Annotated in this window: 25 protein-coding genes; 18 read left to right on the top strand and 7 right to left on the bottom strand. The window is 70.1% G+C overall.

Annotated elements, in window-relative coordinates:
* Positions 1–49 precede the first annotated feature (49 nt).
* Genes OCU_RS50860 through OCU_RS26980 form a run of 3 tightly spaced genes read left to right on the top strand, consistent with a single transcriptional unit; the run spans position 50 to position 1,478 of the window.
* Complete coding sequence (locus OCU_RS50860; protein ID WP_008263345.1) at positions 50–211, top strand: DUF4177 domain-containing protein; 162 nt, start codon at positions 50–52, stop codon at positions 209–211.
* Between the two features lie 2 nt (positions 212–213).
* Entirely contained in the window at positions 214–681 is a 468-nt protein-coding gene (locus OCU_RS26975; RefSeq protein ID WP_008263347.1) for a RidA family protein, read from the top strand.
* Between the two features lie 5 nt (positions 682–686).
* The gene (locus OCU_RS26980) at positions 687–1,478 is read left to right on the top strand and encodes an MBL fold metallo-hydrolase (RefSeq protein ID WP_014378942.1); all 792 of its coding nucleotides are present in this window, start codon (positions 687–689) and stop codon (positions 1,476–1,478) included.
* A gap of 168 nt (positions 1,479–1,646) precedes the next feature.
* Here OCU_RS26980 and crp read toward each other — a convergent pair whose 3' ends face one another.
* The gene (gene crp / locus OCU_RS26985; protein ID WP_007772229.1) at positions 1,647–2,321 is read right to left on the bottom strand and encodes a cAMP-activated global transcriptional regulator CRP; all 675 of its coding nucleotides are present in this window, start codon (positions 2,319–2,321) and stop codon (positions 1,647–1,649) included.
* 103 nt (positions 2,322–2,424) lie between these two features.
* Positions 2,425–2,820, bottom strand: coding sequence for a hypothetical protein (locus OCU_RS26990; RefSeq protein ID WP_232065629.1), 396 nt, complete (start codon positions 2,818–2,820; stop codon positions 2,425–2,427).
* Positions 2,821–2,993: 173 nt separating this feature from the next.
* Between OCU_RS26990 and nth the strand changes: the two genes are divergently transcribed.
* From nth to marP, 4 genes are read left to right on the top strand one after another with little or no spacing between them, the layout of a single operon-like run.
* Entirely contained in the window at positions 2,994–3,674 is a 681-nt protein-coding gene (gene nth, locus OCU_RS26995) for an endonuclease III (protein WP_009954795.1), read from the top strand.
* 19 nt (positions 3,675–3,693) lie between these two features.
* Positions 3,694–4,341 carry a TlpA family protein disulfide reductase gene (locus OCU_RS27000; RefSeq protein ID WP_014378945.1) on the top strand — a complete coding sequence of 216 codons (648 nt, stop codon included), beginning with the start codon at positions 3,694–3,696 and terminating at the stop codon, positions 4,339–4,341.
* A 29-nt stretch (positions 4,342–4,370) separates the two neighbouring features.
* Positions 4,371–5,189 (top strand): NUDIX hydrolase, encoded by an 819-nt coding sequence (locus OCU_RS27005; RefSeq protein WP_014378946.1) that lies wholly within the window; start codon positions 4,371–4,373, stop codon positions 5,187–5,189.
* Positions 5,190–5,200: 11 nt separating this feature from the next.
* Positions 5,201–6,394 (top strand): acid resistance serine protease MarP, encoded by a 1,194-nt coding sequence (gene marP, locus OCU_RS27010; RefSeq protein WP_008263368.1) that lies wholly within the window; start codon positions 5,201–5,203, stop codon positions 6,392–6,394.
* Here marP and OCU_RS27015 read toward each other — a convergent pair.
* Together OCU_RS27015 and OCU_RS27020 are read right to left on the bottom strand one after the other, a co-directional pair.
* Complete coding sequence (locus OCU_RS27015) at positions 6,387–7,358, bottom strand: alpha/beta fold hydrolase (protein ID WP_014378947.1); 972 nt, start codon at positions 7,356–7,358, stop codon at positions 6,387–6,389. The genes marP and OCU_RS27015 overlap by 8 nt on opposite strands.
* Positions 7,359–7,877, bottom strand: a complete 519-nt coding sequence (locus OCU_RS27020) for a phage holin family protein (RefSeq protein ID WP_014378948.1) — start codon at positions 7,875–7,877, stop codon at positions 7,359–7,361.
* A 237-nt stretch (positions 7,878–8,114) separates the two neighbouring features.
* Between OCU_RS27020 and OCU_RS27025 the strand changes: the two genes are divergently transcribed.
* Positions 8,115–8,813, top strand: a complete 699-nt coding sequence (locus tag OCU_RS27025; RefSeq protein ID WP_020188338.1) for a chymotrypsin family serine protease — start codon at positions 8,115–8,117, stop codon at positions 8,811–8,813.
* Between the two features lie 10 nt (positions 8,814–8,823).
* On the opposite strand, the gene acs is transcribed toward OCU_RS27025, so the two are convergent.
* Complete coding sequence (gene acs, locus OCU_RS27030) at positions 8,824–10,779, bottom strand: acetate--CoA ligase (protein WP_009954803.1); 1,956 nt, start codon at positions 10,777–10,779, stop codon at positions 8,824–8,826.
* Between the two features lie 313 nt (positions 10,780–11,092).
* Between acs and OCU_RS27035 the strand changes: the two genes are divergently transcribed.
* Complete coding sequence (locus OCU_RS27035; RefSeq protein ID WP_179300616.1) at positions 11,093–11,635, top strand: DUF4232 domain-containing protein; 543 nt, start codon at positions 11,093–11,095, stop codon at positions 11,633–11,635.
* Between the two features lie 5 nt (positions 11,636–11,640).
* Here OCU_RS27035 and OCU_RS27040 read toward each other — a convergent pair whose 3' ends face one another.
* Positions 11,641–12,462, bottom strand: coding sequence for an LppU/SCO3897 family protein (locus OCU_RS27040; RefSeq protein WP_009954807.1), 822 nt, complete (start codon positions 12,460–12,462; stop codon positions 11,641–11,643).
* Between the two features lie 84 nt (positions 12,463–12,546).
* Between OCU_RS27040 and OCU_RS27045 the strand changes: the two genes are divergently transcribed.
* The 5 genes from OCU_RS27045 to OCU_RS27065 are packed head-to-tail and all read left to right on the top strand — an operon-like array spanning position 12,547 to position 18,372.
* Positions 12,547–14,175 carry a peptide ABC transporter substrate-binding protein gene (locus OCU_RS27045; RefSeq protein ID WP_026071049.1) on the top strand — a complete coding sequence of 543 codons (1,629 nt, stop codon included), beginning with the start codon at positions 12,547–12,549 and terminating at the stop codon, positions 14,173–14,175.
* A 1-nt stretch (position 14,176) separates the two neighbouring features.
* Positions 14,177–15,103: an ABC transporter permease gene (locus OCU_RS27050; RefSeq protein ID WP_009954812.1), complete on the top strand. Its 927-nt coding sequence runs from the start codon at positions 14,177–14,179 to the stop codon at positions 15,101–15,103.
* Positions 15,096–15,971: an ABC transporter permease gene (locus OCU_RS27055; protein ID WP_009954813.1), complete on the top strand. Its 876-nt coding sequence runs from the start codon at positions 15,096–15,098 to the stop codon at positions 15,969–15,971. The genes OCU_RS27050 and OCU_RS27055 overlap by 8 nt, the downstream gene beginning before the upstream one ends.
* Positions 15,968–17,587 carry a dipeptide ABC transporter ATP-binding protein gene (locus OCU_RS27060; RefSeq protein WP_038538388.1) on the top strand — a complete coding sequence of 540 codons (1,620 nt, stop codon included), beginning with the start codon at positions 15,968–15,970 and terminating at the stop codon, positions 17,585–17,587. The genes OCU_RS27055 and OCU_RS27060 overlap by 4 nt, the downstream gene beginning before the upstream one ends.
* A 26-nt stretch (positions 17,588–17,613) precedes the next feature.
* The gene (locus OCU_RS27065) at positions 17,614–18,372 is read left to right on the top strand and encodes a hypothetical protein (RefSeq protein ID WP_026071048.1); all 759 of its coding nucleotides are present in this window, start codon (positions 17,614–17,616) and stop codon (positions 18,370–18,372) included.
* 446 nt (positions 18,373–18,818) lie between these two features.
* On the opposite strand, the gene OCU_RS27070 is transcribed toward OCU_RS27065, so the two are convergent.
* On the bottom strand, positions 18,819–19,676 hold the full coding sequence (locus OCU_RS27070; RefSeq protein WP_008263396.1) for an HAD-IB family hydrolase: 858 nt from the start codon (positions 19,674–19,676) through the stop codon (positions 18,819–18,821).
* Positions 19,677–20,175: 499 nt separating this feature from the next.
* Here OCU_RS27070 and ssd point away from each other — a divergent pair, with 499 nt between their 5' ends.
* Genes ssd through OCU_RS27090 form a run of 4 tightly spaced genes read left to right on the top strand, consistent with a single transcriptional unit; the run spans position 20,176 to position 23,797 of the window.
* A complete protein-coding gene (ssd, locus tag OCU_RS27075; RefSeq protein WP_038538391.1) occupies positions 20,176–21,228 on the top strand; it encodes a septum site-determining protein Ssd in 1,053 nt (350 codons plus the stop codon).
* Positions 21,225–22,388 carry a TadA family conjugal transfer-associated ATPase gene (locus OCU_RS27080; RefSeq protein WP_014378953.1) on the top strand — a complete coding sequence of 388 codons (1,164 nt, stop codon included), beginning with the start codon at positions 21,225–21,227 and terminating at the stop codon, positions 22,386–22,388. The genes ssd and OCU_RS27080 overlap by 4 nt, the downstream gene beginning before the upstream one ends.
* On the top strand, positions 22,385–23,185 hold the full coding sequence (locus OCU_RS27085; RefSeq protein WP_014378954.1) for a type II secretion system F family protein: 801 nt from the start codon (positions 22,385–22,387) through the stop codon (positions 23,183–23,185). The genes OCU_RS27080 and OCU_RS27085 overlap by 4 nt, the downstream gene beginning before the upstream one ends.
* Before the next feature lie 15 nt (positions 23,186–23,200).
* Positions 23,201–23,797: a type II secretion system F family protein gene (locus OCU_RS27090; protein WP_179293386.1), complete on the top strand. Its 597-nt coding sequence runs from the start codon at positions 23,201–23,203 to the stop codon at positions 23,795–23,797.
* Position 23,798: the final 1 nt, after the last annotated feature.

A 23,798-nucleotide genomic window follows, 5' to 3' on the forward strand; every position in this document is an offset into this window, starting at 1 on the left:
CCGGCCGGGCTGGCCGGAGCGGTTCACCTCCGACCGATAAGCTCGCCGCATGAGCCAACCGACCGCCTGGGAGTACGTCACCGTCCCGTTGCTGACGCACGCCACCAAACAGATCCTCGACCAGTGGGGCGCCGACGGCTGGGAGCTGGTGTCCGTGCTGAACGGCCCGACCGGCGAACAGCACGTCGCCTACCTCAAGCGCCCCAAGTAGAGATGAGCGCCCAGCCTTCCTGGAAGGCCCGACTGGCCGAGCTCGATCTCGCGCTGCCGGAGGTGGTCGCGCCCCTGGCCTCCTATGTGCCGGCGGTGCGCACGGGCGACCTGGTCTACACTGCCGGCCAGCTGCCGATGCGGGCCGGGAAGCTGGCGGGCACCGGCAAGCTGGGCGCGGAGGTCACCCCGGACGAGGGCAAGGCGCTGGCGCGGATCTGCGCGCTCAACGCGTTGGCGGCGGTCGATTCCCTGGTGGGCATCGACTCGGTGACCCGGGTGGTGAAGGTGGTCGGCTTCGTCGCATCGGCTCCCGGGTTCAATGGCCAGCCCAGCGTCATCAACGGGGCCTCCGACCTGCTCGGCGAGGTCTTCGGCGACCGGGGCGCGCACGCGCGCTCGGCGGTCGGCGTCTCCGAGCTGCCACTGGACGCGCCGGTGGAAGTGGAGCTGATCGTCGAGGTCGGCTGACGGTCGTGACCGAGGTTGCCGAGCCGCCGACTCACCCCGCATACGGCAGGTTGCGGGCGGTCACCGACACGGTCTCGGTCCTGTTGGCCGACAACCCGGGCCTGATGACGCTGGAGGGCACCAACACCTGGGTGCTGCGCGGCCCGCGGAGCGACGAGCTGGTCATCGTGGATCCCGGCCCCGACGACGACGAGCACATCGCGAGGGTCGCCGCGCTGGGGCGCATCGGTTTGGTGCTGATCAGCCACCGGCACGGCGACCACACCGACGGCATCGACAAGCTCGTCGAGCGCACCGGCGCGACGGTCCGGTCGGCGGGCAGTGGCTTTCTGCGTGGGCTGGGTGGCGAGCTGGTCGACGGCGAGGTCATCGATGCGGCCGGACTCAGGATCAAGGTCATGGCCACCCCCGGCCACACCGCCGATTCGCTGTCCTTCGTCCTCGACGATGCCGTGCTGACCGCCGATACGATCCTGGGCCGCGGCACCACGGTGATGGACTCCGAAGACGGCAGTCTCACCGACTATTTGGAATCGCTGCACCGGTTGCGGGGGCTGGGCCGCCGCGCCGCGCTGCCCGGGCACGGGCCGGAGCTGTCCGACCTGGAGGCCGTCGCGCGCGGATACATCGCGCACCGGCATGAGCGGCTGGAGCAGGTGCGATCCGCGCTGCGCGAGCTCGGCGAGGACGCGGGGGCCCGCCAGATCGTCGAGCACGTCTACGTCGACGTCGACGAGAAGCTGTGGGATGCCGCCGAATGGTCGGTGCAGGTGCAGCTGAACCACCTGCGCGGCTAGCGCGGAGTCGCCCGGCGAGCGTTCGCGAGCGTAACGCCATTGCGAAATTGAGCGCCGCAAATTGCAGCCACGAAGCGCTCGCAGACCAGGATTGCGCGCGCGCTTCGCGCGCGCTTACCTCGCTCGGGGTGGGATTCTCGCTCGGTTGCGCCCGCGCTTCGCGCGCGCTTACCTCGCTCGGCGCGCGAGCCTCTCGGAGTCGGAGATCAGCACGCTCTTGCCCTCGAGGCGGATCCAGCCGCGGTGGGCGAAGTCGGCCAGCGCCTTGTTCACCGTCTCGCGGGAAGCCCCCACCAGCTGGGCGATCTCCTCCTGCGTCAGGTCGTGGGTGACCCGCATGGCGCCACCTTCCTGGGTGCCGAAACGCTGGGCGAGCTGCAGCAGCTGCTTGGCCACCCGGCCGGGCACGTCGGTGAAGATGAGGTCGGCCAGGTTGTTGTTGGTGCGGCGCAGCCGTCGGGCCAGCACCCGCAACAACTGCTCGGCGATCTCGGGGCGATCGGCGATCCACGCCCGCAGCGCGTCGCGGTCCATCGACACCGCACGCACCTCGGTGATGGTGGTGGCGCTGGAAGTCCGCGGACCCGGGTCGAAGATCGACAATTCGCCGAACATGTCCGACGGGCCCATGATCGTCAGCAGGTTCTCGCGTCCATCGGGCGAGCGGCGACCGATCTTCACCTTCCCCGCGACGATGATGTAGAGCCGATCCCCCGGTTCCCCCTCAGCGAAGACTGTGTGTCCGCGGGGGAAGTCGACGGGTTGCAGCTGCTTGGTCAGCGCCGTGACCGCGCCGGGCTCAACCCCTTGGAAGATTCCTGCCCTTGCCAGGATCTCGTCCACGTTGCCTCTTCAACTTTCCCAGAAAATTAATGTATACGGGCAGGCTGATCCCTTGCTCGCGTGACGAGTCTAGAGGAACGCCATTGTGTCTAACGTGCCAACGCTACACACGATTGGCGTGTCGAGGTGCCCTAAATTGCGGATTGACGTGCGAATGGCCGTGGATTCGCGTTGGCAGGGTCATCTCGTCGCGGTCGACGAAGCCGACGGCGAATGACGGCGCGGCGTGGCGCGGCCCGTCGTTGCGCCCCGTCAACGCGGGGCCGGGCAGCTGCCGGGCCTCGCGTCGATGCAGGTATTCGAGCGCCTCGGGCATGCCCTCGGCGGCCAGCGTGCGCATGTCGACACCGCCGGCGCGTTCGAGAAATTCGTCGACATCGGCCACCGCCAGGGGGGCACGGGTGAGCTCGGATTCGAGCCGCCCCAGACCCAGCGCCGCGAGCATCAGCAGCACCGGAACCCCGGCCACCAGCAACCATGACACACGAAGAGTAAACATGGCCTTGCATCAACACGAGGTCTCGGCGAGATCACGAAATCAGTACTCTGTCGTAGGTGACAGTGGCAAAGTCGTCCGGGCGTTCGAAATCGACGCCGGCCCAGCCCGATGGCGTCGACGCGGGGCGCTGGTCGCAGGAATCCCGAGTGGCCCTGGTGCGACGGGCGCGGCGGATGAATCGTGCGCTGGCACAAGCGTTTCCGGATGCGCACTGCGAGCTGGACTTCACCACGCCGCTGGAACTGACCGTCGCCACCATCCTGTCTGCGCAGAGCACCGACAAGCGGGTCAATCTGACGACGCCGGCGCTGTTCAAGCGGTATCCGTCGGCGCTGGATTACGCCCAAGCCGACCGCGCCGAACTGGAAAACCTGATCCGCCCGACCGGGTTCTTCCGCAATAAGGCGTCCTCGCTGATCGGCCTGGGGCAGGCCCTGGTCGAACGGTTCGACGGCGAGGTGCCGCCGACGATGGCCGAACTGGTCACCCTGCCCGGCGTGGGCCGCAAGACCGCCAACGTCATCCTGGGCAACGCCTTCGGGATCCCCGGCATCACCGTCGACACCCATTTCGCGCGGCTCGTGCACCGGTGGCGCTGGACCACGGACAAGGACCCGGTCAAAATCGAGCACTCGGTCGGCGAGCTCATCGAGCGTAGCGAGTGGACGATGCTGAGCCACCGGGTGATCTTCCACGGCCGCCGGGTGTGCCACGCGCGCAAACCCGCATGCGGCGTCTGCCTGATCGCCAAGGATTGCCCCTCCTTCGGGCTGGGTCCCACCGAGGCGCCGCTGGCCGCGCCGCTGGTGAAGGGCCCGGAAACCGAGCACCTGCTGGCGCTGGCCGGGCTCTAAGCACCCGGGGCAGGAGACGTTGAGCCGGACGACCCGCTGGACCATCGCGATTCTGGCGGTGGTGGTGGCGCTGATCGCGGCGCTGGTGGCCCAGCTGCGCGACAACTCCGCCACGCCGGGGACGCCGGCGACCGATCGTGCGGCGGCGAACCGGGAACACCGCGACGCCGACACCCCCGCCGCGCTGGCGGGTCCGCGGCAACGCGCCGGCCTGCCGCCCTGTCCCGCCGCCGCAAGCGGTCCCGGTCCCGAGGCGCTGCGCGGCGTGACCGCCGAATGCGCCGCCGACGGTTCGGTTGTCGACGTCGCGCGCGCGGTCGCCGGGCGCCGGGTGGTCCTCAACTTGTGGGCATATTGGTGCGCGCCGTGCGCCGCCGAACTGCCCGCGATGGCCGAGTATCAACGACGGGTCGGTTCGGACGTGACGGTGGTGACGGTGCATCAAGACGAGAACGAGACCGCCGCGTTGCTGCGGCTGGCCGAGCTCGGCGTTCGGCTGCCGACCCTGCAGGACGGCCGGCGCCGCGTCGCGGCCGCCCTGCGGGTGGTAAATGTGATGCCCGCGACGGTGGTCCTGCGGCCGGACGGTAGCGTTGCGCAGACGCTGCCGCGCGCTTTCACCACTGCCGACGAGATCGCCGCGGCGATCGGAACCGACAGGGGATAAGCGGAAAAATTGAACCGACTGGAGGGGCCGTGAGTGCTGGGGGTTCGCCCCTGCGGAATGGGGACCCCGCCCCCGCGCGCGGGACCGTTCCGCTGACACCTGACGCCTGCCCGTCCTGGCTGCGTCCGCTGGTCGACCACGTCGACGACGTCCCCGACGCGGCCCGGCGCCGCCTGCCGGCCGACGTGCTGGCGATGATCACCACCAAGGCCGCATCGGCGGTCACCACCCTGCGCGGAGCCGCCCGCGACGCCGCGGTCCTGGTGTTGTTCTCCGGCCCGCAATCCGGCCCGCCCGGTGGCGGCCCGCCCGACGACGCCGACCTGTTGCTCACCGTGCGGGCGTCGACCTTGCGCCACCACGCCGGCCAGGCGGCATTCCCCGGCGGCGCCGCCGATCCCACCGACGACGGCCCCGTGGCCACCGCCCTGCGCGAGGCCCATGAGGAAACCGGAATCGACGTCAGCAGGCTTCATCCCCTGGCCACCATGGAGCGGATGTTCATCGCGCCCTCGCAGTTTCACGTCGTGCCGGTGTTGGCGTACTCGCCGGACCCCGGTTCGGTGGCCGTCGTCAACGAGGCCGAGACGGCGATCGTCGCGCGAGTTCCGGTGCGCGCCTTCATCAATCCGGAAAACCGGTTGATGGTGTACCGCGGCGACCTCGGCCGCCGGTGGGCCGGCCCGGCGTTTCTGCTGAACGAGATGCTGGTCTGGGGATTCACTGGCCAGGTGATCTCCGCACTGCTCGACGTCGCCGGCTGGGCGCAGCCATGGGACACCACCGACGAGCGGGAGTTGGACGCGGCGATGGCGCTGGTCGGTGACCGGGGTGAGCCCCGCCGATGAACATGAATTCGATGACCCCGTCGCAGTGGTTGGATATCGCCGTGCTGGCGGTCGCCTTCATCGCGGCGGTCTCGGGCTGGCGGTCCGGGGCGTTGGGGTCGCTGCTGTCGTTCGTGGGGGTGTTGCTCGGTGCCATCGCGGGGGTGTTGCTTGCGCCCCACCTCGTCAGCCACATCGCCGCGCCGCGCGCCAAATTGTTTGCGGCACTGTTCTTGATCCTCGCGCTCGTCGTCATCGGCGAGGTCGCCGGCGTGGTGTTGGGACGCGCCGTCCGGGGCGCGATCCGCAGCCGCTCGATCCGAACCCTCGACTCGGTGATCGGCGTTGGGGTGCAGCTCGTCGTGGTGCTGACGGCCGCGTGGCTGTTGGCGACGCCGCTGACCCAGTCGAAGGACCAGCCCGAGCTGGCCGCAGCGGTCCGGGGTTCGCGAGTGTTGGCTCAGGTCAACGAGGTAGCGCCGCCGTGGCTCAAGACGGTGCCCAAGCGGCTGTCCGCGCTGCTGAACACCTCCGGGTTGCCGGCGGTGTTGGAGCCGTTCAGCCGCACTCCGGTCATTCCGGTCGCCTCGCCCGACCCCGAGCTGGCCCGCAACCCGGTGGTGCAGGCCACCGCTCCGAGCGTGGTCAAGGTGCGCAGCCTGGCCCCCAGCTGCCAGAAGGTGTTGGAGGGCAGCGGATTCGTGATCGCGCCCGACCGGGTGATGACCAATGCGCACGTTGTGGCCGGCTCCAACAGCGTTCAGATCTACGCCAGCGGCAATCCCCTCGACGCCACCGTGGTGTCCTACGATCCGTCGGTCGACGTCGCGATCCTGGCGGTTCCCAACCTGCCGCCGCCACCGTTGCCGTTCGCGCAGACCGAGGCGAAGACGGGTGCCAGCGTCGTCGTGCTGGGGTATCCGGGCGGGGGCAACTTCACCGCGACCCCGGCCAGGATCCGGGAGCTGATCAAGTTGAGCGGCCCCGACATCTACCGGGACCCGGCGCCGGTCACCCGCGACGTCTACACGATCAGAGCCGGTGTGGAGCAAGGCAATTCGGGCGGACCGTTGATCGACCTCGATGGCCACGTGCTCGGGGTGGTGTTCGGCGCGGCCGTCGACGACCCAGACACCGGCTTTGTGCTGACCGCCGACGAGGTGGCCGGTCAGCTCGCCAAAATCGGTGACACCCAGACGGTGGGCACCGGGTCCTGCGTCAGTTGAGGCCGGCCCGGGAGCCGTGCACCTGTTCGAGGAACCTCATCAGGTGCCTGTTGACTTCCTCGGGGGCCTCTTCGTGGCTGAAATGCCCTGCGCCCGCGATGGATACGTAGCGCCCCTGCGGCGCGTAACGTCGCGTCCGATCGACCGGGTCGGCCAGCACATAGGGATCCGCCTCACCGCGTAGGTGCAACAGCGGCACACTGAGCCGCTGGCACATCGATTTCATGAACCGCCTGCCTTCGTCGCGCAGCTGGCTGCGCGCCGCCCAGCGCTGGTATTCCAGCGCGCAGTGCGCGGCGCCCGGGATCTGTATCACCGTCCGCAGGTGGCCGATGGTCTCGGAAAAGTCCTCGGATGCAAGCCATTTCGCGCAGCTGCGGCTTCGGACCAGGCGTTCGATTTCGGCCGCGTCGTCGCGGGTCAGCAGGCGCTCGGGCCATAACGGCACCTGGTAGGGGAGCAGGGTCTGCAACAGCGCATAACCCTGGTCGCGGCGCGTCAGCGTGGAGCGCCGCAATGCCGCCGGGTGCGGCGAGCTGATCAGCGCGATGGCCGACACCAGGCGCGAATGCAGCAGCGCGGTGGCCCAGCAGGCCAACCCGCCGTCGGCGTGGCCGACCAACGTCGCCGAGGAGTGCCCCAGCGCCCGGATGAGCCCGGCCGTGTCCCCGGCCAGCGTCCACCCGTCGTAGCCGCGGGGCGGCTTGTCGCTGCCGCCGTAGCCGCGCAGGTCGACGGCCACCACGCGGGCGCCGGCCAGGCCGCGCAGCTGATGACGCCAGGACCACCAGAACGAGCCGAATCCGTGCAAGAGCATCACCAACGGCCGCGCCGTCGGCGGCAGTCCACCGGCGTCGCGGGCGCTGACAGCCTCGACGACGTGAAAGCGGATGCCGTTGGCGTGCACATCCAGGTGGCGCCACGGCCCGTCGATGCGGGTTACCGACGGATCGGGCGGCGGCATCTACCCACCCGAGGGATCGCCGGCGGCGTCGCGCTTCGCGTGCCTGCCGTGGCTCCCGGTGAGTTGCTTGTCATGGCCCGGGGTGAGCGCGGTGCGGGTCTCCTTGACCGATTCGATCGTCTCGCGCGGCCCCCGAATCCGGCGGACCTTGAGGAAGCCCAGCAGGGCCAGCACGGCGCCGACCACCACCATGATCCCGAAGACGATCAGGTACGCCACCCAGCGCCACAGCCAGGTGTCGAGCAGCTCGGCGACGAAGAAGAAGAAAAAGAAGGTGGAGTAAAACAGCACCACCAGCGAGGCGATGAAGAAGACGCTACCGGTGAGGCCCTTTTTGACGTCGCGGGTAATTTCGGCGCGGGCCAGTTCGACTTCGGCGCGCACCAGCGTGGAGACCTGGGTCGTCGCGTCCTTGATCAGGTCGCCGATCGACGACTCGGCGGGCTTGGCGTGCGGGTCGGTCAACGGGATCGTGGTCAGCGTGCTGGGCACGCCGTTCTTGCCATCGGCTTTGCTCACAGACCGTCCTCTTTCGTCGTCGCCAGGCTCGCTGTCGTCGCGGTTTATGTTGCCATGTGGCGCCTGGACAGGAGAAGGCAGACGAGGCCAGCCGAACCCCGTGACCGCCCGGTGGCCAGTTGGGTTCGGCCAGAACGCGGTCCGCACAGACGCGCGGCAGGAGCGAACCTGGCTGCCCGGCCGATTACACTCGTCCACGCCGGTCGCGATGTCCGGCCGACCGATGGGAGTGAGGCTGTGCGGAGGGCGCACCGGTGCTTCTTGGTGGCGATGGTTTCCCTGCTGGTGGCCGTGCTCGGTTCGCATGCCCACGCCGCCGCCGCTGATGTCAGGATCCCGCTGGGGGGCGGCGCGGGCATCGTTGTCAACGGCGACACCATGTGCACGCTGACCACCATCGGCGGGGACGCCGCGGGTGAGCTCATCGGTTTCACCTCCGCGCACTGCGGGGGTCCGGGCGCTCAGGTCGCCGCCGAGGGCGCGGAAAACGCGGGCGTCTTGGGCACCATGGTCGCCGGCAACGACAACCTCGACTACGCGGTGATCAAGTTCGATCCGGCCAAGGTGACCCCGGTGGCGAACTTCAACGGCTTTTTGATCAGCGGCATCGGTCCGGACCCGGCCTTCGGTGAGATCGCCTGCAAACAGGGCCGCACCACCGGCAATTCGTGCGGCGTCACCTGGGGGGCGGGCCAGACGCCGGGCACCATCGTGATGCAGGTCTGCGGCCAGCCCGGCGATTCCGGCGCGCCGGTGACCGTCAACAACGAACTGGTCGGGATGATCCACGGCGCGTTCAGCGACAACCTGCCGACGTGCATCGTCAAGTACATCCCGTTGCACACCCCGGCGGTGGTCCAGTCCTTCAACGCGATCCTGGGCGACATCAACGCCAAGCACCGCCCCGGTGCGGGGTTCAGCCCGCTGCCGGCCTGATCGTCACCGGCTATTTCGCCGCCCTGATCGCGTCGAACACGCCGGGATCGAGCAGCGTTGACGTGTCGCCCAATTCGCGGTTTTCGGCGATGTCCCGCAACAGCCTGCGCATGATCTTGCCGCTGCGGGTCTTGGGTAGCTCGGGCACCACGTGCACCTCGCGCGGGCGTGCGATGGGGGAGATCTCCCGGGCCACCTCGACGCGCAGGTCGTCGACGATCCCGTCATGCACTTCGAAATCCGCGCACAAGACGACGAACGCGCAGATGGCCTGGCCGGTCGTCTCGTCGGTCGCGCCGACCACCGCCGCCTCGGCCACCGCGGCGTGGCCGACCAGCGCCGACTCCACCTCGGCCGCGGAGAGCCGATGCCCCGACACGTTCATCACGTCGTCGATGCGGCCGACCACCCAGATGTCGCCGTCGGTGTCGTAATAGGCGCTGTCACCGGCGAAATACCAGCCTTGCTCGGCGAATCGGGACCAGTAGGTCTCGACATAACGTTGCGGATCTCCCCAAATGCCGCGCAGCATCGACGGCCACGGCTGGTCCAGCACCAGGTAGCCGGTGACGTGCTCGCCCTTGTCCTCGCTCGGTGGGGGCAGCTCCTCGCCGTGGTCGTCGACGATCTTCGCCGAGACACCCGGCAGCGGCCGCATCGCCGAACCCGGTTTGGCCGCAGCGATTCCGGGCAACGGGGAGATCATCGTGGCGCCGGTCTCGGTCTGCCACCAGGTGTCGACGATCGGAAGGCTGTCGGCGCCGATCACCTTGCGGTACCAGCGCCATGCTTCGGGGTTGATCGGCTCGCCGACCGACCCCAGCAGCCGCAAGCTGGTCAGGTCGTGCGCGTCGGGAACCTCACGGCCCCACTTCATGAACGTGCGGATCAGCGTGGGCGCGGTGTAATAGATTGTCACGCCGTACTTTTCGATGATCTCGAAATGCCGGTGCTGCGACGGGCTGTCGGGTGTGCCTTCGTAGAGAACCTCGGTGACGCCGTTGGCCAGCGGGCCGTAGACACCGTAGGTGTGTCCGGTGACCCAGCCGATGTCGGCGGTGCACCAGAACACGTCGCTGTCGGCCTTGATGTCGAAGACGTAGTAGTGCGTGTAGGCGGCATGGGTCAGGTAGCCGCCGCTGGTGTGCACGATGCCCTTGGGCTTGCCGGTGGTTCCCGAGGTGTACAGCAGGAACAACGGTTGTTCGGCGTCGAACGGCTGCGGGGTGTGTTCGGGGGAGGCTGCGTCGACGACGTCGTGCCACCACAGATCGCGGTCGTCGTTCCAGGACACGTCAATTCCGGTGCGCCGCACCACAACAACGTGCTCGATGGGGCTGTCCGGGTCCGAGACCGCCTCGTCGGCGGCGTCCTTGAGGGGCGCGGGCTTGCCGCGGCGGAACTGCCCGTCGCTGGTGATCAGCAGCTTGGCGTCGGCGTCGGCGATGCGGGCCTGCAGCGCTTTGGCGGTGAAGCCGGCGAACACGACGCTGTGCATGATGCCGAGGCGCGCGCAGGCCAGCATCGCGATCACGGCCTCCGGGATCAGCGGCAGGTAGATGGCGACGCGGTCACCGGCCACCAGGCCGAGATCGGTCAGCGCGTTGGCGGCCTTGCAGACCTCGGTTTGCAGCTGCGAGTAGGTCAGGCTGCGGTGGTCACCGACGGGCTCGCCCTCCCAATGGATTGCGACCCGATCCCCGTGGCCGGCCTCCACGTGGCGGTCCACGCAGTTGTATGCGACGTTGAGCTTGCCGTCGCCGAACCATTTGGCGAACGGCGCGTCGGACCAGTCCAGCACTTCGGTGAACGGCGTCGCCCAGGACAACCGGTTGGCCTGCTCGGCCCAAAAGGCCAGCCGGTCCCGCTCGGCGTCGCGGTACAGCTCCTCGCCCGCATTGGCTTGTTCGGCGAATCGCGCCGACGGGGGATACGACGAGGGGCCCGCAGAGTTGGTGGCGGTCACTGGCTTCTCTCCTGTGTCGAGGCTGCGCCGTTCGGTGGCGAGCCTAGCCCGGCGACGGCGAGCGCCGCATGGCGCGAGTGAGGAGCCGGGCAATCGGGCCTAGCCCGGCGACGGCGAGCGCCGCATGGCGCGAGTGAGGAGCCGGGCAATCGGGCCTAGCCCGGCGTCGGCGAGCGCCGCATGGCGCGAGTGAGGAGCCGGGCAATCGGGGCTAGCGGTGTGCGGCCCGGCCGTCTGCGGCGTAGCTGTGCGAGCGGGAATTGCGCGGCCGAATCCGGGGTCAAAGGGTGCCCTCGGGGCGGATAATCACCGTGTGCCGGGTCATGGGCGGAGCATCCGCCGACTAGCCCCCAGCTTTGCCGCGGCCGCAACGACTTACGCCGCCGCCACAGTGCTGGGGTGGCCCGCATCGGCCATGCCGGCCGACACCGTCGACGCGCCGACACCGTGCTGGTCGGACCAGATCGCCGTATCCGCCTCCCCGACGGAGGGTGCGGTGGGGCACCGCGCGGTGACCCTGATCTTCACCCTCGCCGGCGGCGCGGAGCCCTGCACCATCGCCGGATACGCCGGGGTCGACTCCGGCGCCGGCGGTCCATTGGTGCACGCCCGGCCCACCCCGCGCGGATATCTGGGCGGCCTGCCGGCCGGCGTCAACGTCGCGCCCGCCGTCATCCTGTCCATCTCGACCCAGGGCCAGGCGATCGTCGAGGGCATCGCCGTCAACGGCGAGGGAAAGCCGTGCCCCACCTACACGGACCTGCTCGTCAATCCGCCCGGCACCACCAACGTCGTGACGGTGTCGGCCACCATCGAGGCCTGCGAGTTGCAGGTGCATCCCGTCACCGCGGTCTGAGCGACTCAGCCGGCCCTGGCCAGGCAGTAGACCCGCGCGGGGCTGGGGTAGGAATTCGCCTCAGTCCCTGCAGGGCACTGGGTTTCGTCCACGCTGCCGTCGATGCGCTTGAAAACCTTGAACGTGGCTAAGCGCGGGTTGTCACAGTCGGCCGGCGTCCAGGTGGCCGTCGTGGTGGGATCCGTCTGCAGGTAACAGTGCCCTTCGATGAGGTTGGCGATGAAACACAACGTGTGGGCGTTGTTGGTGAGGCGTGAATAGACGGAGCCATCGCGCTTGCCGTCCGGGCAGGTCGCCGTCGGTCCCTCGTCGGCGGCGAGCTCGAACGTCGCAACGGGGTTGGCGCAGTCAGACGGTGACTTCAACGAACCCATGCGCACCTCGAACTCCGAGAAGCACTGGCCGACCTTGGGCACCGCGGCCGAGCCCGACGTTGATGCCTGGCCGATGGTGTGCGATCCCCGCCGGTCGTCGTGCGACGCGAACCGGGCGATTTTCCCCAGAATGGCCAGGCCGCTCAGCGCCAGCAGGACGGCGCCGACGGCGATCAGCGCGGTGCCCGACTTCCCCGCCGCCGGCCGTGGCGGGTAGCCCGGATACGGCGGCGGGGTCGGGTACGGGCCCGGATATCCGGGCGGGGGCGGCGGATAGGGATAGCCGGGGTGATAGGGCGGCGGGAGCGGCGGGGTCTGCCGACGGGCGCGGGAGCGCCGCCCAAGTCCGATGATGAGAAGCGTCAACCCCGTCGCCGGAAGCCCGAGCAAGAACATCAGCCGGCCGACCAGCACGGCGGGGGATTCGTCGAGGGCCAGGTACGCGACGACCACCCGAGGATTCTAGGTCGTAGACGCGGCCACGGCACTTCACCGCCCGCACGACTTCAGGCCCTAGGGTCGGGTGTCATGCGTGCGATGCGGACCCCGCCGGCCTTGCTGGCCCCGGTCGTCGCCGCGATGCTCGTGGTTGCTTCGCTGGCCGGATGCGGCGGCGGTGTGCTGAGCCCGGATCTGGTGGTGGTCAACGGCGGCGAACCGCCCAACCCACTGATCCCCACCGGCACCAATGACAGCCAAGGCGGGCGAATCCTCGACCGGCTCTTCGCCGGGCTGATGTCCTACGATGCCACCGGCCATCCGTCGCCCGAGGTCGCCCAGTCGATCGACACCACCGACAACGTCAACTACCGCGTCGTCCTCAAACCCGGCTGGACGTTCACCGACGGATCGCCGGTGACGGCCCATTCGTTCGTCGACGCCTGGAACTATGGGGCGCTGAGCACCAATGGCCAACTGCAGCAAAGCTTCTTCAGCCCGATCGACGGATTCGACGCGGTCGCCGGCCTCACCGGCGACGGCACGCCGACCGCCACCACGATGTCCGGGCTGCGGGTGATCAACGACCTGGAGTTCACCGTCCGGCTCAAGGCGCCGACCATCGACTTCAGGATGCGGTTGGGACACAGCGCCTTCTATCCGCTGCCGCGAGCCGCCTTTCGGGACATGAGCGCGTTCGGGCAGCACCCGATCGGCAACGGGCCGTACCAGCTCGCCGAGGGCCCCGACGGGCCGGCGTGGGAGCACAACGTCCGAATCGACTTGCGGCCCAACCCCGGATATCGCGGCAACCGCCGACCACACAACAAGGGCTTGAGGTTCGAGTTCTACGCCAACCTGGACACCGCCTACGCCGACCTGCTGTCGGGCAACCTCGACGTGCTGGACACCATCCCGCCCAGCGCCCTTCCGGTCTACAAGCGCGACCTCGGCGACAAGGTCACCAGCGGTCCGGCCGCGATAAACCTGAGCCTGGACACCCCGTTCCGGCTGCCGCACTTCGGCGGTGAGGAAGGACGGCTACGCCGTCTGGCGCTATCGGCCGCCATCAACCGGGCGCAGATCTCGCGGCAGATCTTCGTCGACACCCGCAGTCCCGCACGCGATTTCACCGCCCGATCGCTCCCGGGTTTCGACCCGAACATCGCCGGTAACGACGCGTTGGACTTCAATCCCGGGCGAGCGCGGCAGCTCTGGGCGCAAGCCGATGCGATCTCGGCGTGGAGCGGACGCTACGCGATCGCCTACAACGCCGATGCGGGACACCAGGACTGGGTGGACGCGGTGGCCAACAGCATCAAGAACGTGCTGGGCATCGACGCGGCCGGAGCGCCGCAGCCCACCTTCGCGGGCTTTCGCACCCAGATCACCAACCGCAGCATCGCCACCGCCTTCCGCGCCGGATGGCAGGGGGACTACCCGTCGATGATCGAATTCCTCGCGCCCCTTTTCGCCACCGGCGCGGGATCCAACGACGTCGGCTACTCCAGCCGGGAGTTCGACGCCGCGCTGGCGACCGCCGAAGCCGCGGCCGACATTGCGCAGGCCACCAGGCTGGCCAACGACGCCCAGCGAATCCTGTTCCACGACATGCCCGTTGTTCCGCTGTGGAACTACATCAGTGTCCTCGGATGGTCGGCTGAGGTCAGCAACGTCACGGTCACCTGGAACGGGCTGCCCGACTACGAGAACATCGTGAAGGCTTGAGATGGGTTGGTATATCGCGCGCCGGATCGCCGTCATGGTGCCCGTGTTCCTGGGCGCCACGTTGCTGATCTACGGCATGGTCTTCCTGCTGCCCGGCGACCCGTTGGCCGCGATCGCCGGCGATCGCCCGCTGACGCCGGCGGTCGCCGCGCAACTGCGGGCCCGCTATCACCTCGACGACCCGTTCATCGTGCAGTATCTGCGCTACCTCGGCGGCGTTCTGCATGGCGACCTGGGCCGCGCCTATTCCGGGCTACCTGTCAGCGACGTTCTCGCACATGCGTTTCCGGTCACCCTGCGGTTGTCGTTGATCGCGCTCGCGGTCGAGGCGGTGCTGGGCATCGGATTCGGGCTGATCGCGGGCCTGCGCGCGGGTGGCCTCTTCGATTCCACGGTGTTGATCACCGGCCTGGTCATCATCGCGATCCCCATCTTCGTGCTGGGATTCCTGGCGCAGTTCGTGTTCGGGGTCCGGCTGGGCATCGCCCCGGTGACCGTGGGGCAAAGAGCCACCTTCACCCGCCTCCTGTTACCCGGAATCGTGCTCGGCTCGGTGTCTTTCGCCTACGTGGTGCGGCTGACCCGGTCGGCGGTGGCCGCCAACGCGCACGCCGACTACGTGCGCACCGCCACCGCCAAGGGATTGTCGCGACCCCGCGTCGTGACGGTGCACATCCTGCGCAACTCGCTCATCCCGGTGGTGACGTTTCTGGGAGCGGACCTGGGTGCGCTGATGGGCGGGGCCATCGTGACCGAAGGCATCTTCAACATTCACGGGATCGGCGGTGTGCTCTATCAAGCCGTCACCCGGCAAGAGGCTCCCACCGTGGTCTCGATCGTGACCGTCCTGGTGCTGATCTACCTGCTCACCAATCTGATGGTCGACCTGCTGTACGCCGCGCTGGATCCCCGGATCCGTTATGGCTGAGCGGATCCCCGCACGGGGCGGATTCTGGCGCGACACCTGGCGGCGGCTGCACCGGCGCCCGAAGTTCATCGGTGCGGCCCTGCTGATCGCGTTCATCGTCGCCGTCGCGATGTTTCCGGCGCTGTTCACCACCGTCGACCCGACCTACGCCGACCCCGGCCAGAGCCTGCTGCCCGCGTCGCGCGCGCACTGGTTCGGCACCGACTTGCAGGGCCACGACGTGTACGCCCGCACGGTGTACGGCGCGCGCGCCTCGGTCACGGTGGGCCTGGGGGCCGCCGCGATCGTGTTCGTCGTGGGCGGTGCGCTGGGTGCGCTGGCCGGCTTCTACGGCGGCTGGATCGACGCGGTGGTCTCCCGCGTCACCGACGTGTTCTTCGGGCTGCCGTTGCTGCTGGCCGCCATCGTCCTCATGCAGGTCCTGCACCATCGCACCGTCTGGACGGTCATCGCGATCCTCGCGTTGTTCGGGTGGCCGCAGGTGGCCAGGATCGCGCGTGGTGCGGTGCTCGCGGTGCGCGCCAGCGACTACGTGCTCGCCGCTAAAGCGTTGGGGATGAGCAGGTTTCAGATCCTCCTGCGGCACGCGCTGCCCAACGCCTTGGGACCGGTCATCGCGGTGGCCACCATCGCCCTCGGCCTCTTCATCGTCACCGAGGCCACGTTGTCGTACCTCGGTGTGGGATTGCCGACGTCGGTGGTGTCGTGGGGCGGCGACATCAATCTCGCCCAGACGCGGCTGCGGGCGGGCTCACCCATCCTGTTCTATCCCGCCGGCGCCCTGGCCATGACCGTGCTGGCCTTCATGATGATGGGCGACGCGCTTCGCGATGCGCTGGATCCGGCGTCGAGGGCGTGGCGGGCATGAGCGCGGACGCCTCGCCACTGTTGTCGGTGGACGGCCTGGACGTCAGTTTCGGCGGCCAGGCCGCGGTGCGCGGCCTGGACCTGTCGGTGTTGCCGGGGCAGACCGTCGCCGTCGTGGGCGAATCGGGATCGGGGAAATCCACCACCGCCGCCGCGATCCTCGGACTCCTTCCCCCCGGCGGGCGAATAACCGGCGGGCGCATCGTGTTCGACGGCGTCGACATCTCGGCTGCCGACCGCCGAGCGATGCGTGCGATCCGGGGCCGGCAGATCGGCTACATTCCGCAGGACCCGATGACCAACTTGAACCCGGTGTGGAAGGTCGGCTTTCAGATCCGGGAAGCGTTGCGGGCCAACACCTCCGACTCGCGCACCCGGCAGCGCGCGGTGGAGCTGCTCGCCGCGGCGGGGATGCCGGACCCGGCGAAACAAGCCGGGCGCTACCCGCATCAGCTGTCCGGCGGCATGTGCCAGCGTGCGCTGATCGCGATCGGGTTGGCGGGCCGGCCGCGGTTGTTGATCGCCGACGAGCCGACCTCCGCGCTGGATGTCACGGTGCAGCGGCAGGTGCTCGATCACTTGCAGCGGCTCACCGCCGAACTGGGCACCGCGCTACTGCTCATCACGCACGATCTGGCGCTGGCCGGCGAGCGCGCCGAGTCCGTCGTCGTCGTCCACCGGGGGACCGTCGTGGAATCCGGTGCGGCACAGGCGATCTTGCGGAGCCCGCAACACGAATACACGCGGAGGCTGGTCGCCGCCGCGCCGGCGCTGACGGTCCGGGGTGGCGCGCGGTCGCGTCCCGCAGCGGTGCGTCCGGACGAGGCGGCCGACGACATCCTCGTCGCCTCCGGGTTGACCAAGATCTACCGCGAGCCCCGCGGTGTTCCGTGGCGGCGCAGCGAATTTCGCGCGGTCGACGCGCTGTCGTTTCGGCTGCGCCGGGGAAGCACACTGGCGATCGCCGGGGAGTCGGGGTCGGGTAAGTCCACCCTGGCGCGGATGGTGCTCGGCCTCCTGCCGCCCACGGCGGGCACGGTGGCGTTCGACGGCACCCGGATTGACGACGCGATGCCCCGGGACGCGCAGCTGGCTTTCCGCCGGCGAGTGCAGCCGGTGTTTCAAAACCCTTACAGCAGCCTGGATCCCATGTATTCGGTGTTTCGCGCCATCGAGGAGCCGTTGCGGATTCATCGGGTCGGCGACCGCAGGCAGCGCGCACAAGCGGTGCACCGCCTGGTCGACCAGGTGGCGCTGCCGTCGTCGGTGTTGGACCGCCTGCCCCGCGAACTGTCCGGCGGTCAACGCCAGCGCGTGGCAATCGCTCGAGCGCTGGCGTTGCGTCCCGCGGTGCTGGTCTGCGACGAGGCGGTCTCAGCGCTCGACGTCCTGGTCCAGGCGCAGATCCTCGATCTGCTGGCCGACCTGCAGACCGAACTGGGCCTGGCCTACCTGTTCATCAGCCATGACCTCGCGGTGATCCGGCAGATCGCGGACGACGTCTTGGTCATGCGCGCGGGCCGCGTGGTGGAGCAGGCGCCCACCGAGGAACTGTTCACTCGCCCGGGTCACGAGTACACGCGGCAGCTGTTGGATGCCATCCCGCACGCGCGGTGAATCCGGCGGAGATAGGTTGTCAAGCTGTGACGGCTGATCCTCTGGCGCCCCTGATGGAACTGCCCGGCGTCGCCGAGGCAAGCGACCGCGCCCGCGAGGCGCTGGGGCGCGCCCATCGCCACCGGGCCAACTTGCGCGGCTGGCCCGTGACCGCCGCCGAGGCCGCGCTGCGGGCGGCGCGCGCGTCGTCCGTCCTCGACGGTGGTCCCATCCGGCTCGAGGACCTCGCCGACGCCGGCAAGGTCAGCGATCCGGTGTTCGCGGGCGCGCTTCGGGTGGCGCAGGCGCTCGAGGGCGGCGAAGGCCCCGTCGTCGGCATCTGGCGGCGAGCACCCCTGCAGGCGCTTGCCCGCCTGCACATGCTGGCCGCGGCCGACCAGGTCGACGCCGAGCATCTGGGTCGCCCGCGCGCCGATGCCGGCGTAAGTCCGCGGCTGGAGTTGTTGGCGGAGCTGGTGAACGGCCGCACCCAGGCGCCGGCCCCGGTGATCGCCGCGGTCGCGCACGGTGAGTTGTTGACGCTGAAGCCATTCGGCAGTTCCGACGGCGTGGTCGCGCGCGCGGTGTCGAGGTTGGTGACCATCGCCAGCGGGCTGGACCCGCACGGGTTGGGCGTGCCCGAGGTCAGCTGGATGCGCCAACCCGCGGCGTATCGCGACGCGGCACAGGGTTTCGCCGAGGGCACGCGCGAGGGCGTGGGCGCGTGGCTGGTGCTGTGTTGCCGGGCGATGCAAGCCGGGGCGAAAGAGGCTCTGGCGATCGCCGACTCGATGTCGAATCGGTAGCTGGCGCAGTAGCCCGAACGCGGGGAAATCGGGCCCGAAAACGTGTAGAGCGGGCGACGTTCCGAATGATCGGTCCGCCGCCCGCTAGCACGGGACTCGGTTACCAAGCGTGCATTTCTGGGCTGCGTGGGTTGGCCTCGGCGATCTCGCGACGCTTCTGGCTGCAGCCCCACCCAAAGGGCCGTCGACGCTTCCGCTCTTCGCAATTACGCAGGCCCGCAACACTTCTGCCATTTTCGCGGCTATGACTCCGCGTGGGTGCCGGGCACCGTGCTGGGCGCCCGGGTCGGGAGATCGAACCTTCTCTTCCGGATCGACCTAGGCCTCACCGGGCTTCCGTGGTTCCTTTGTACTACTAGACCCCTAGCACAGCAAGAGCCAATTCGCGAAATGGCGCCGAATACGTTTTGTATTGCGCGTGTAACGCGTTTGCTGCCGCCGCCGGCTCAGAACGCGTAGCGGCGCAGCAGCGAATAGGTGACCGCGCCGGCGGCCAGCGCGCTGATGCCCACCGCGGCGGTGGTGGCGATCGCCGCGCCCGACGGGGCCGGGATGCGGTCGCGCAAGGACACCGGGCGGGAGAACGACATGACCGGCCAACCGCGCTCGAGGGCTTCCCTGCGCAACCCGCGGTCGGGATTGACGACGCTGGGGTGGCCGACCGACTCGAGCATCGGCAGGTCTGTGATCGAGTCGGAGTAGGCGTAGCAGTGTTCCAACGGATAGCCCTCGCGAGCGGCCAGCTCGCGGATCGCTTGGACCTTGCCCTCGCCGTAGCAGTAGAACGCGATCTCGCCGGTGTACCGGCCGTCCTCGACGACCATGCGGGTCGCCATCGCGTGCGTGGCGCCCAGGGCGCGGGCGATCGGCGCGACGATCTCCTCGCCGGAGGCCGACACGACCACGACGTCGCGCCCGCATAATTTGTGGGCGGCGATCAGATCGGCGGCCTCGGCGAACACCAACGGGGTCACGATGTCGTGCAGCGTCTCGTTGACGATCGACTTGACCTGTTCCACGTCCCAGCCGGTGCACATGTTGGTCATGTGCGCCCGCATCCGATCCATCTGGTCATGATCGGCACCGGAGAGCAGGTAGATGAACTGGGCGTAGCTGGACTTGAGCACGGCGCGGCGATTGAGCAGGCCCTGGGCGAAAAACGGTTTGCTGAAAGCCAGCGTGCTGGACTTGGCAATGATCGTCTTGTCCAGATCGAAGAAGGCCGCCGTGCGGGCGTGGGTAGTGGTGCCTGCCGCTGATTGCCCCGCGGCTGACTGCTCCGCAGCCGGGTCGAAGACGGTCACGGACCCAGCATAGGTCGGCGGTGACGTCGGGCCGCGATCCCGCACCGGAAATGGCCGCTCAGGGCCGTGCGAGGGTCGGGTGACGCCGTGTTTACGCGGCTCAAGGTCATTTTTCAGTAAATGATCTATTGCGTTATTGCGGACTGTCATGTGTATAGTAAGCATTACTCGGCCTGAGCCGAGGGTGTATCAGCCCGACCCCCCGGGGCTGATGCACGACGACCCTCGCCTCCTCCCCCCCTGGCGGGGGTCGTCCCTTTTCTCGGGTCTTTTTGGGCGGTTTCCCCCCGATTTCGGGCGCGTGGGCCGGCCCTCGACGCGTTGCGGGGAATCCGTCCGTCGTCGCTGGCGCACCACCGCCGCACGTGGTTTGTGCACACTCGCGTCTCTATCCCCAAATCCGCGTTTGGGACTGGTGTGCCAGGTTGGGGCGCTGCACAGTGGGCGGATGACTGGCACTTCCGGAGCACAAGGCGCCCATCACGCGGGTGTGTTGGCGATGCTGGCGGAGCCCGAACTGCGCTCCGAGGTGGAGCGGGTGGCGGCCGCGGCCGGGGTGCGGTTGGTGCATGCCGGCGACGCGGCGCCGGTGAGTCGCAAGACCTGGACGGCGGCGGCGGCCGTCGTGCTGGACGCGCGGGCGGCCGCGCGGTGCGAGCGCTGGGCGCTGCCACGCCGCGATCACGTGACCGTGCTGACGGTGGGCGAGCCCGAGTCGACGACGTGGGCGGCCGCCGTGGGCGTCGGCGCCGAGCACGTGCTGCGACTGCCCGGGCAAGCGGCCGCCCTGGTTGGTGCGTTCGCCGAAGCCGCCGAGTCGTCGCGCGACGACGGGTCGCGCGGCCACGCCGTGGCCGTCATCGGAGGCTGCGGCGGGGCCGGCGCCTCGTCGCTCGCGGTCGCCCTTGCTCAGGCCGCCGCCGATGCGCTGCTGGTGGACCTCGACCCGTGGGGTGGCGGCATCGAATTGTTGCTCGGTGGCGAAAACGCGCCGGGCTTGCGCTGGCCGGACCTGGCGCTGCGGGGTGGGCGGCTCACCTGGCCGGCGGTGCGCGATGCGTTGCCGCGACACCGCGGCATCAGCGTGCTGTCCGGAACGCGGCGCGGGTACGAGGTGGACGCCGGGCCGGTGCACGCCATCGTCGAGGCCGGCCGTCGCGGGGCGGTCACCGTGATCTGCGACCTGCCCCGCCGCTTCACCGACGCGACCCAGGCCGCCCTGAGCGCCGCCGATCTGGTCGTGGTCGTCAGCCGCTGTGACGTGCGTGCGTGCGCGGCGACCACCGCGATGGCGCCGGTCCTGGCCGCCAGCAATCCCAACGTCGGCCTGGTGGTGCGGGGCCCGTCGCCGGGCGGACTGCGCGCGGTCGAGATCGCCGAGATCGCGGGCCTGCCGCTGCTGGCGGCGATCAAGGCGCAGCCGCAACTCGGCGAGCAGGTCGAACGCGGCGGCCTGCGGTATCGGCGTCGGTCCGCGCTGGCGGTGGCGGCCCGCGAGGTGCTCGGGGTGCTGCCGCCCGCGCGGGCGGCGCGGAACGGGCGGGCGGCGTGAGCGGTTCGCTGATCGAACGCGTCCGCGAGCGGCTGGCCGGCGAAGCCGGCCCGCTGGGTCCGTCGGTGGTGGCCGCCGCGATCCGGGCCGAGTCCGGCGGGATGCTCGGCGACACCGAGGTGCTGGCCAATCTCCGCGTGCTGCAGACCGAACTCACCGGCGCGGGCATTCTCGAACCGCTGCTCTGCGCGGACGGCACGACCGACGTCTTGGTGACGGCACCGGACGCGGTATGGGTCGACGACGGCAACGGTTTGCGGCGCACCGGGATTCGCTTCCCCGACGAGCCCGCGGTGCGGCGCTTGGCGCAGCGGCTGGCGCTGGCCGCCGGCCGGCGGCTGGACGACGCGCAGCCCTGGGTCGACGGCGAGCTGTCCGGCATCGGGGCCGGGGGATTCGCGGTGCGGCTACACGCGGTGCTGCCGCCGGTGGCCGCCGCGGGCACCTGTTTGTCGCTGCGGGTGCTGCGGCCGGCCAGCCAGGACTTGGCGGCCCTGACCGCCGCGGGCGCGATCGACCCCGTGGCCGCCGCGCTGGTCGCCGACATCATCGGCGCCCGGCTGGCGTTTCTGGTGAGCGGCGGAACCGGCGCGGGCAAGACGACTTTGCTGGCCGCGATGTTGGGCGCCGTGCCGCCGGCCGAACGGATCGTCTGCGTCGAGGACGCCGCCGAATTGGCGCCGCGGCACCCGCATCTGGTGAAGCTCGTCGCGCGGTGCGCCAACGTCGAGGGCGTCGGCGAAGTCCCGGTGCGCCAACTGGTCCGGCAGGCGCTCCGGATGCGGCCCGACCGCATCGTGGTCGGCGAGGTCAGGGGCGCCGAAGTGGTGGACCTGCTGGCCGCGCTGAACACCGGGCACGACGGCGGCGCGGGCACCGTGCACGCCAACAGCCCCGGCGAGGTTCCCGCTCGCCTGGAGGCGCTGGGCGCGCTCGGCGGCCTCGATCGTGCGGCGCTGCACAGCCAACTCGCTGCGGCCGTGCAGGTGCTGCTGCATGTCGAACGCGATCGCACCGGCCGGCGGCGACTCGGCGAGATCGCCGTGCTGCAACCGGTTCAGGGGCAGGTCCGGGCGGTCACGGTGTGGCACGCGGATCGGGGGATGACGGACGACGCGCCCCAGCTGCGGCGCGTCCTGCAAAGCCGGATGCCGGCGTGAACGGCCCGCAGGCCGGCGCGCTGCTGTTGGCGCTCGCGCTGGTCATCGGCCGGCCCTCGCCGCGGCGACGGCTGCGCGCGACGGCGCAACCGAGGTGGCGGCTCCCCTCGCGCGGGCTCCGCGGGGTGGCGTGGCTGGCCGTGGGCCTCGGCTGCGCGGGCGTGGCCCTGCTGCCGCCGACGACCGTTCTGTGCGGCGCGGTCGTGGGCGCGACCGTGAGCGTGCGTTACCTCCGTCGGCGCCGCATTCGGCGCGCGACCCGCGAGGGCCACGCGCTGGAAACCGCGCTCGACGTGCTCGTCGGTGAACTGCGGGCCGGCTCCCACCCGGTGCGCGCGTTCGGCGTGGCCGCCGACGAGACCGCCGGCGCGGTCGCGGCGTCGCTGCGATCGGTGGCGGCGCGGGCCCGGCTGGGAGCCGATGTCGCCGCCGGGCTGGCCGCCGCGTCGCGCTCCTCGGCACTGCCCGCGCAGTGGGAGCGGCTCGCGCTGTGCTGGCGGCTGGCCAGTGACAACGGGTTGGGGGTTGCGACCCTGATGCGGGCGGCCCAGCGCGATATCGCTGAGCGGCAACGGTTCTCGGCGCGTGTCGCGTCGAGCCTGGCGGGTGCGCGCGCGACCGCGACGATACTGGCCGCCCTGCCGGTGCTGGGCGTGCTACTGGGCCAACTGGTCGGGGCCCGCCCGCTGACCTTCCTGCTGGGCGGGCAGGTGGGCGGGTGGCTCTTGCTGATCGGGTCAACGCTGGCCTGCGGCGGGCTGCTGTGGTCGGACCGCATCGCCGATCGGGTGGCGTGAGGGGGAGACGCGCGAGTGGGTGTAGCGGCAATGTTGCTGGCCGCGGCGCTGTGGATGGCTCCCGGTCCGTCGCTGACGCGACGGCGTGCCGGCATGCCGGCGCGTGGCGGCCGGGCGCTCGCGACGGCCCGGCGAACGGATGGCCCGGATCCGTTGGCGGTCGCGTCCTGTCTCGACGTGCTGGCCGTGTGCCTGCGGGCCGGGATGGCGGTGTCGGCCGCCGCGGCGGCCGCTGCGCCATCCGCCCCGCCGCAGCTGGCCCGCGTCCTGCGCCGCGCCGCCGACCTGCTGGCGCTGGGCGCCGATCCCGCTGTGGCATGGGCGATTCCGTCGGACCACTCCGCGCGGCCGGACGACACGCACATCGACGCGCTGCTGCGGTTGGCCCGGCGTTCGGCGTCCTCGGGCGCGGCGCTGGCCGACGGCGTCGCCGAGTTGGCCGACCAGTCCCGCCACGACGCCGCACACGCGGCCACGGCCGCCGCCGAGCGGGCGGGGGTGCTCATCGCCGGGCCGCTGGGCCTGTGCTTCTTGCCGGCATTCGTCTGCCTGGGCATCGTCCCGGTGGTGGCCGGCTTGGCCGGTGACGTGCTGCAGTCGGGTCTGCTGTGAA

Origin of the sequence: Mycobacterium intracellulare ATCC 13950, assembly GCF_000277125.1 — a bacterium.
Classification (GTDB): domain Bacteria; phylum Actinomycetota; class Actinomycetes; order Mycobacteriales; family Mycobacteriaceae; genus Mycobacterium; species Mycobacterium intracellulare.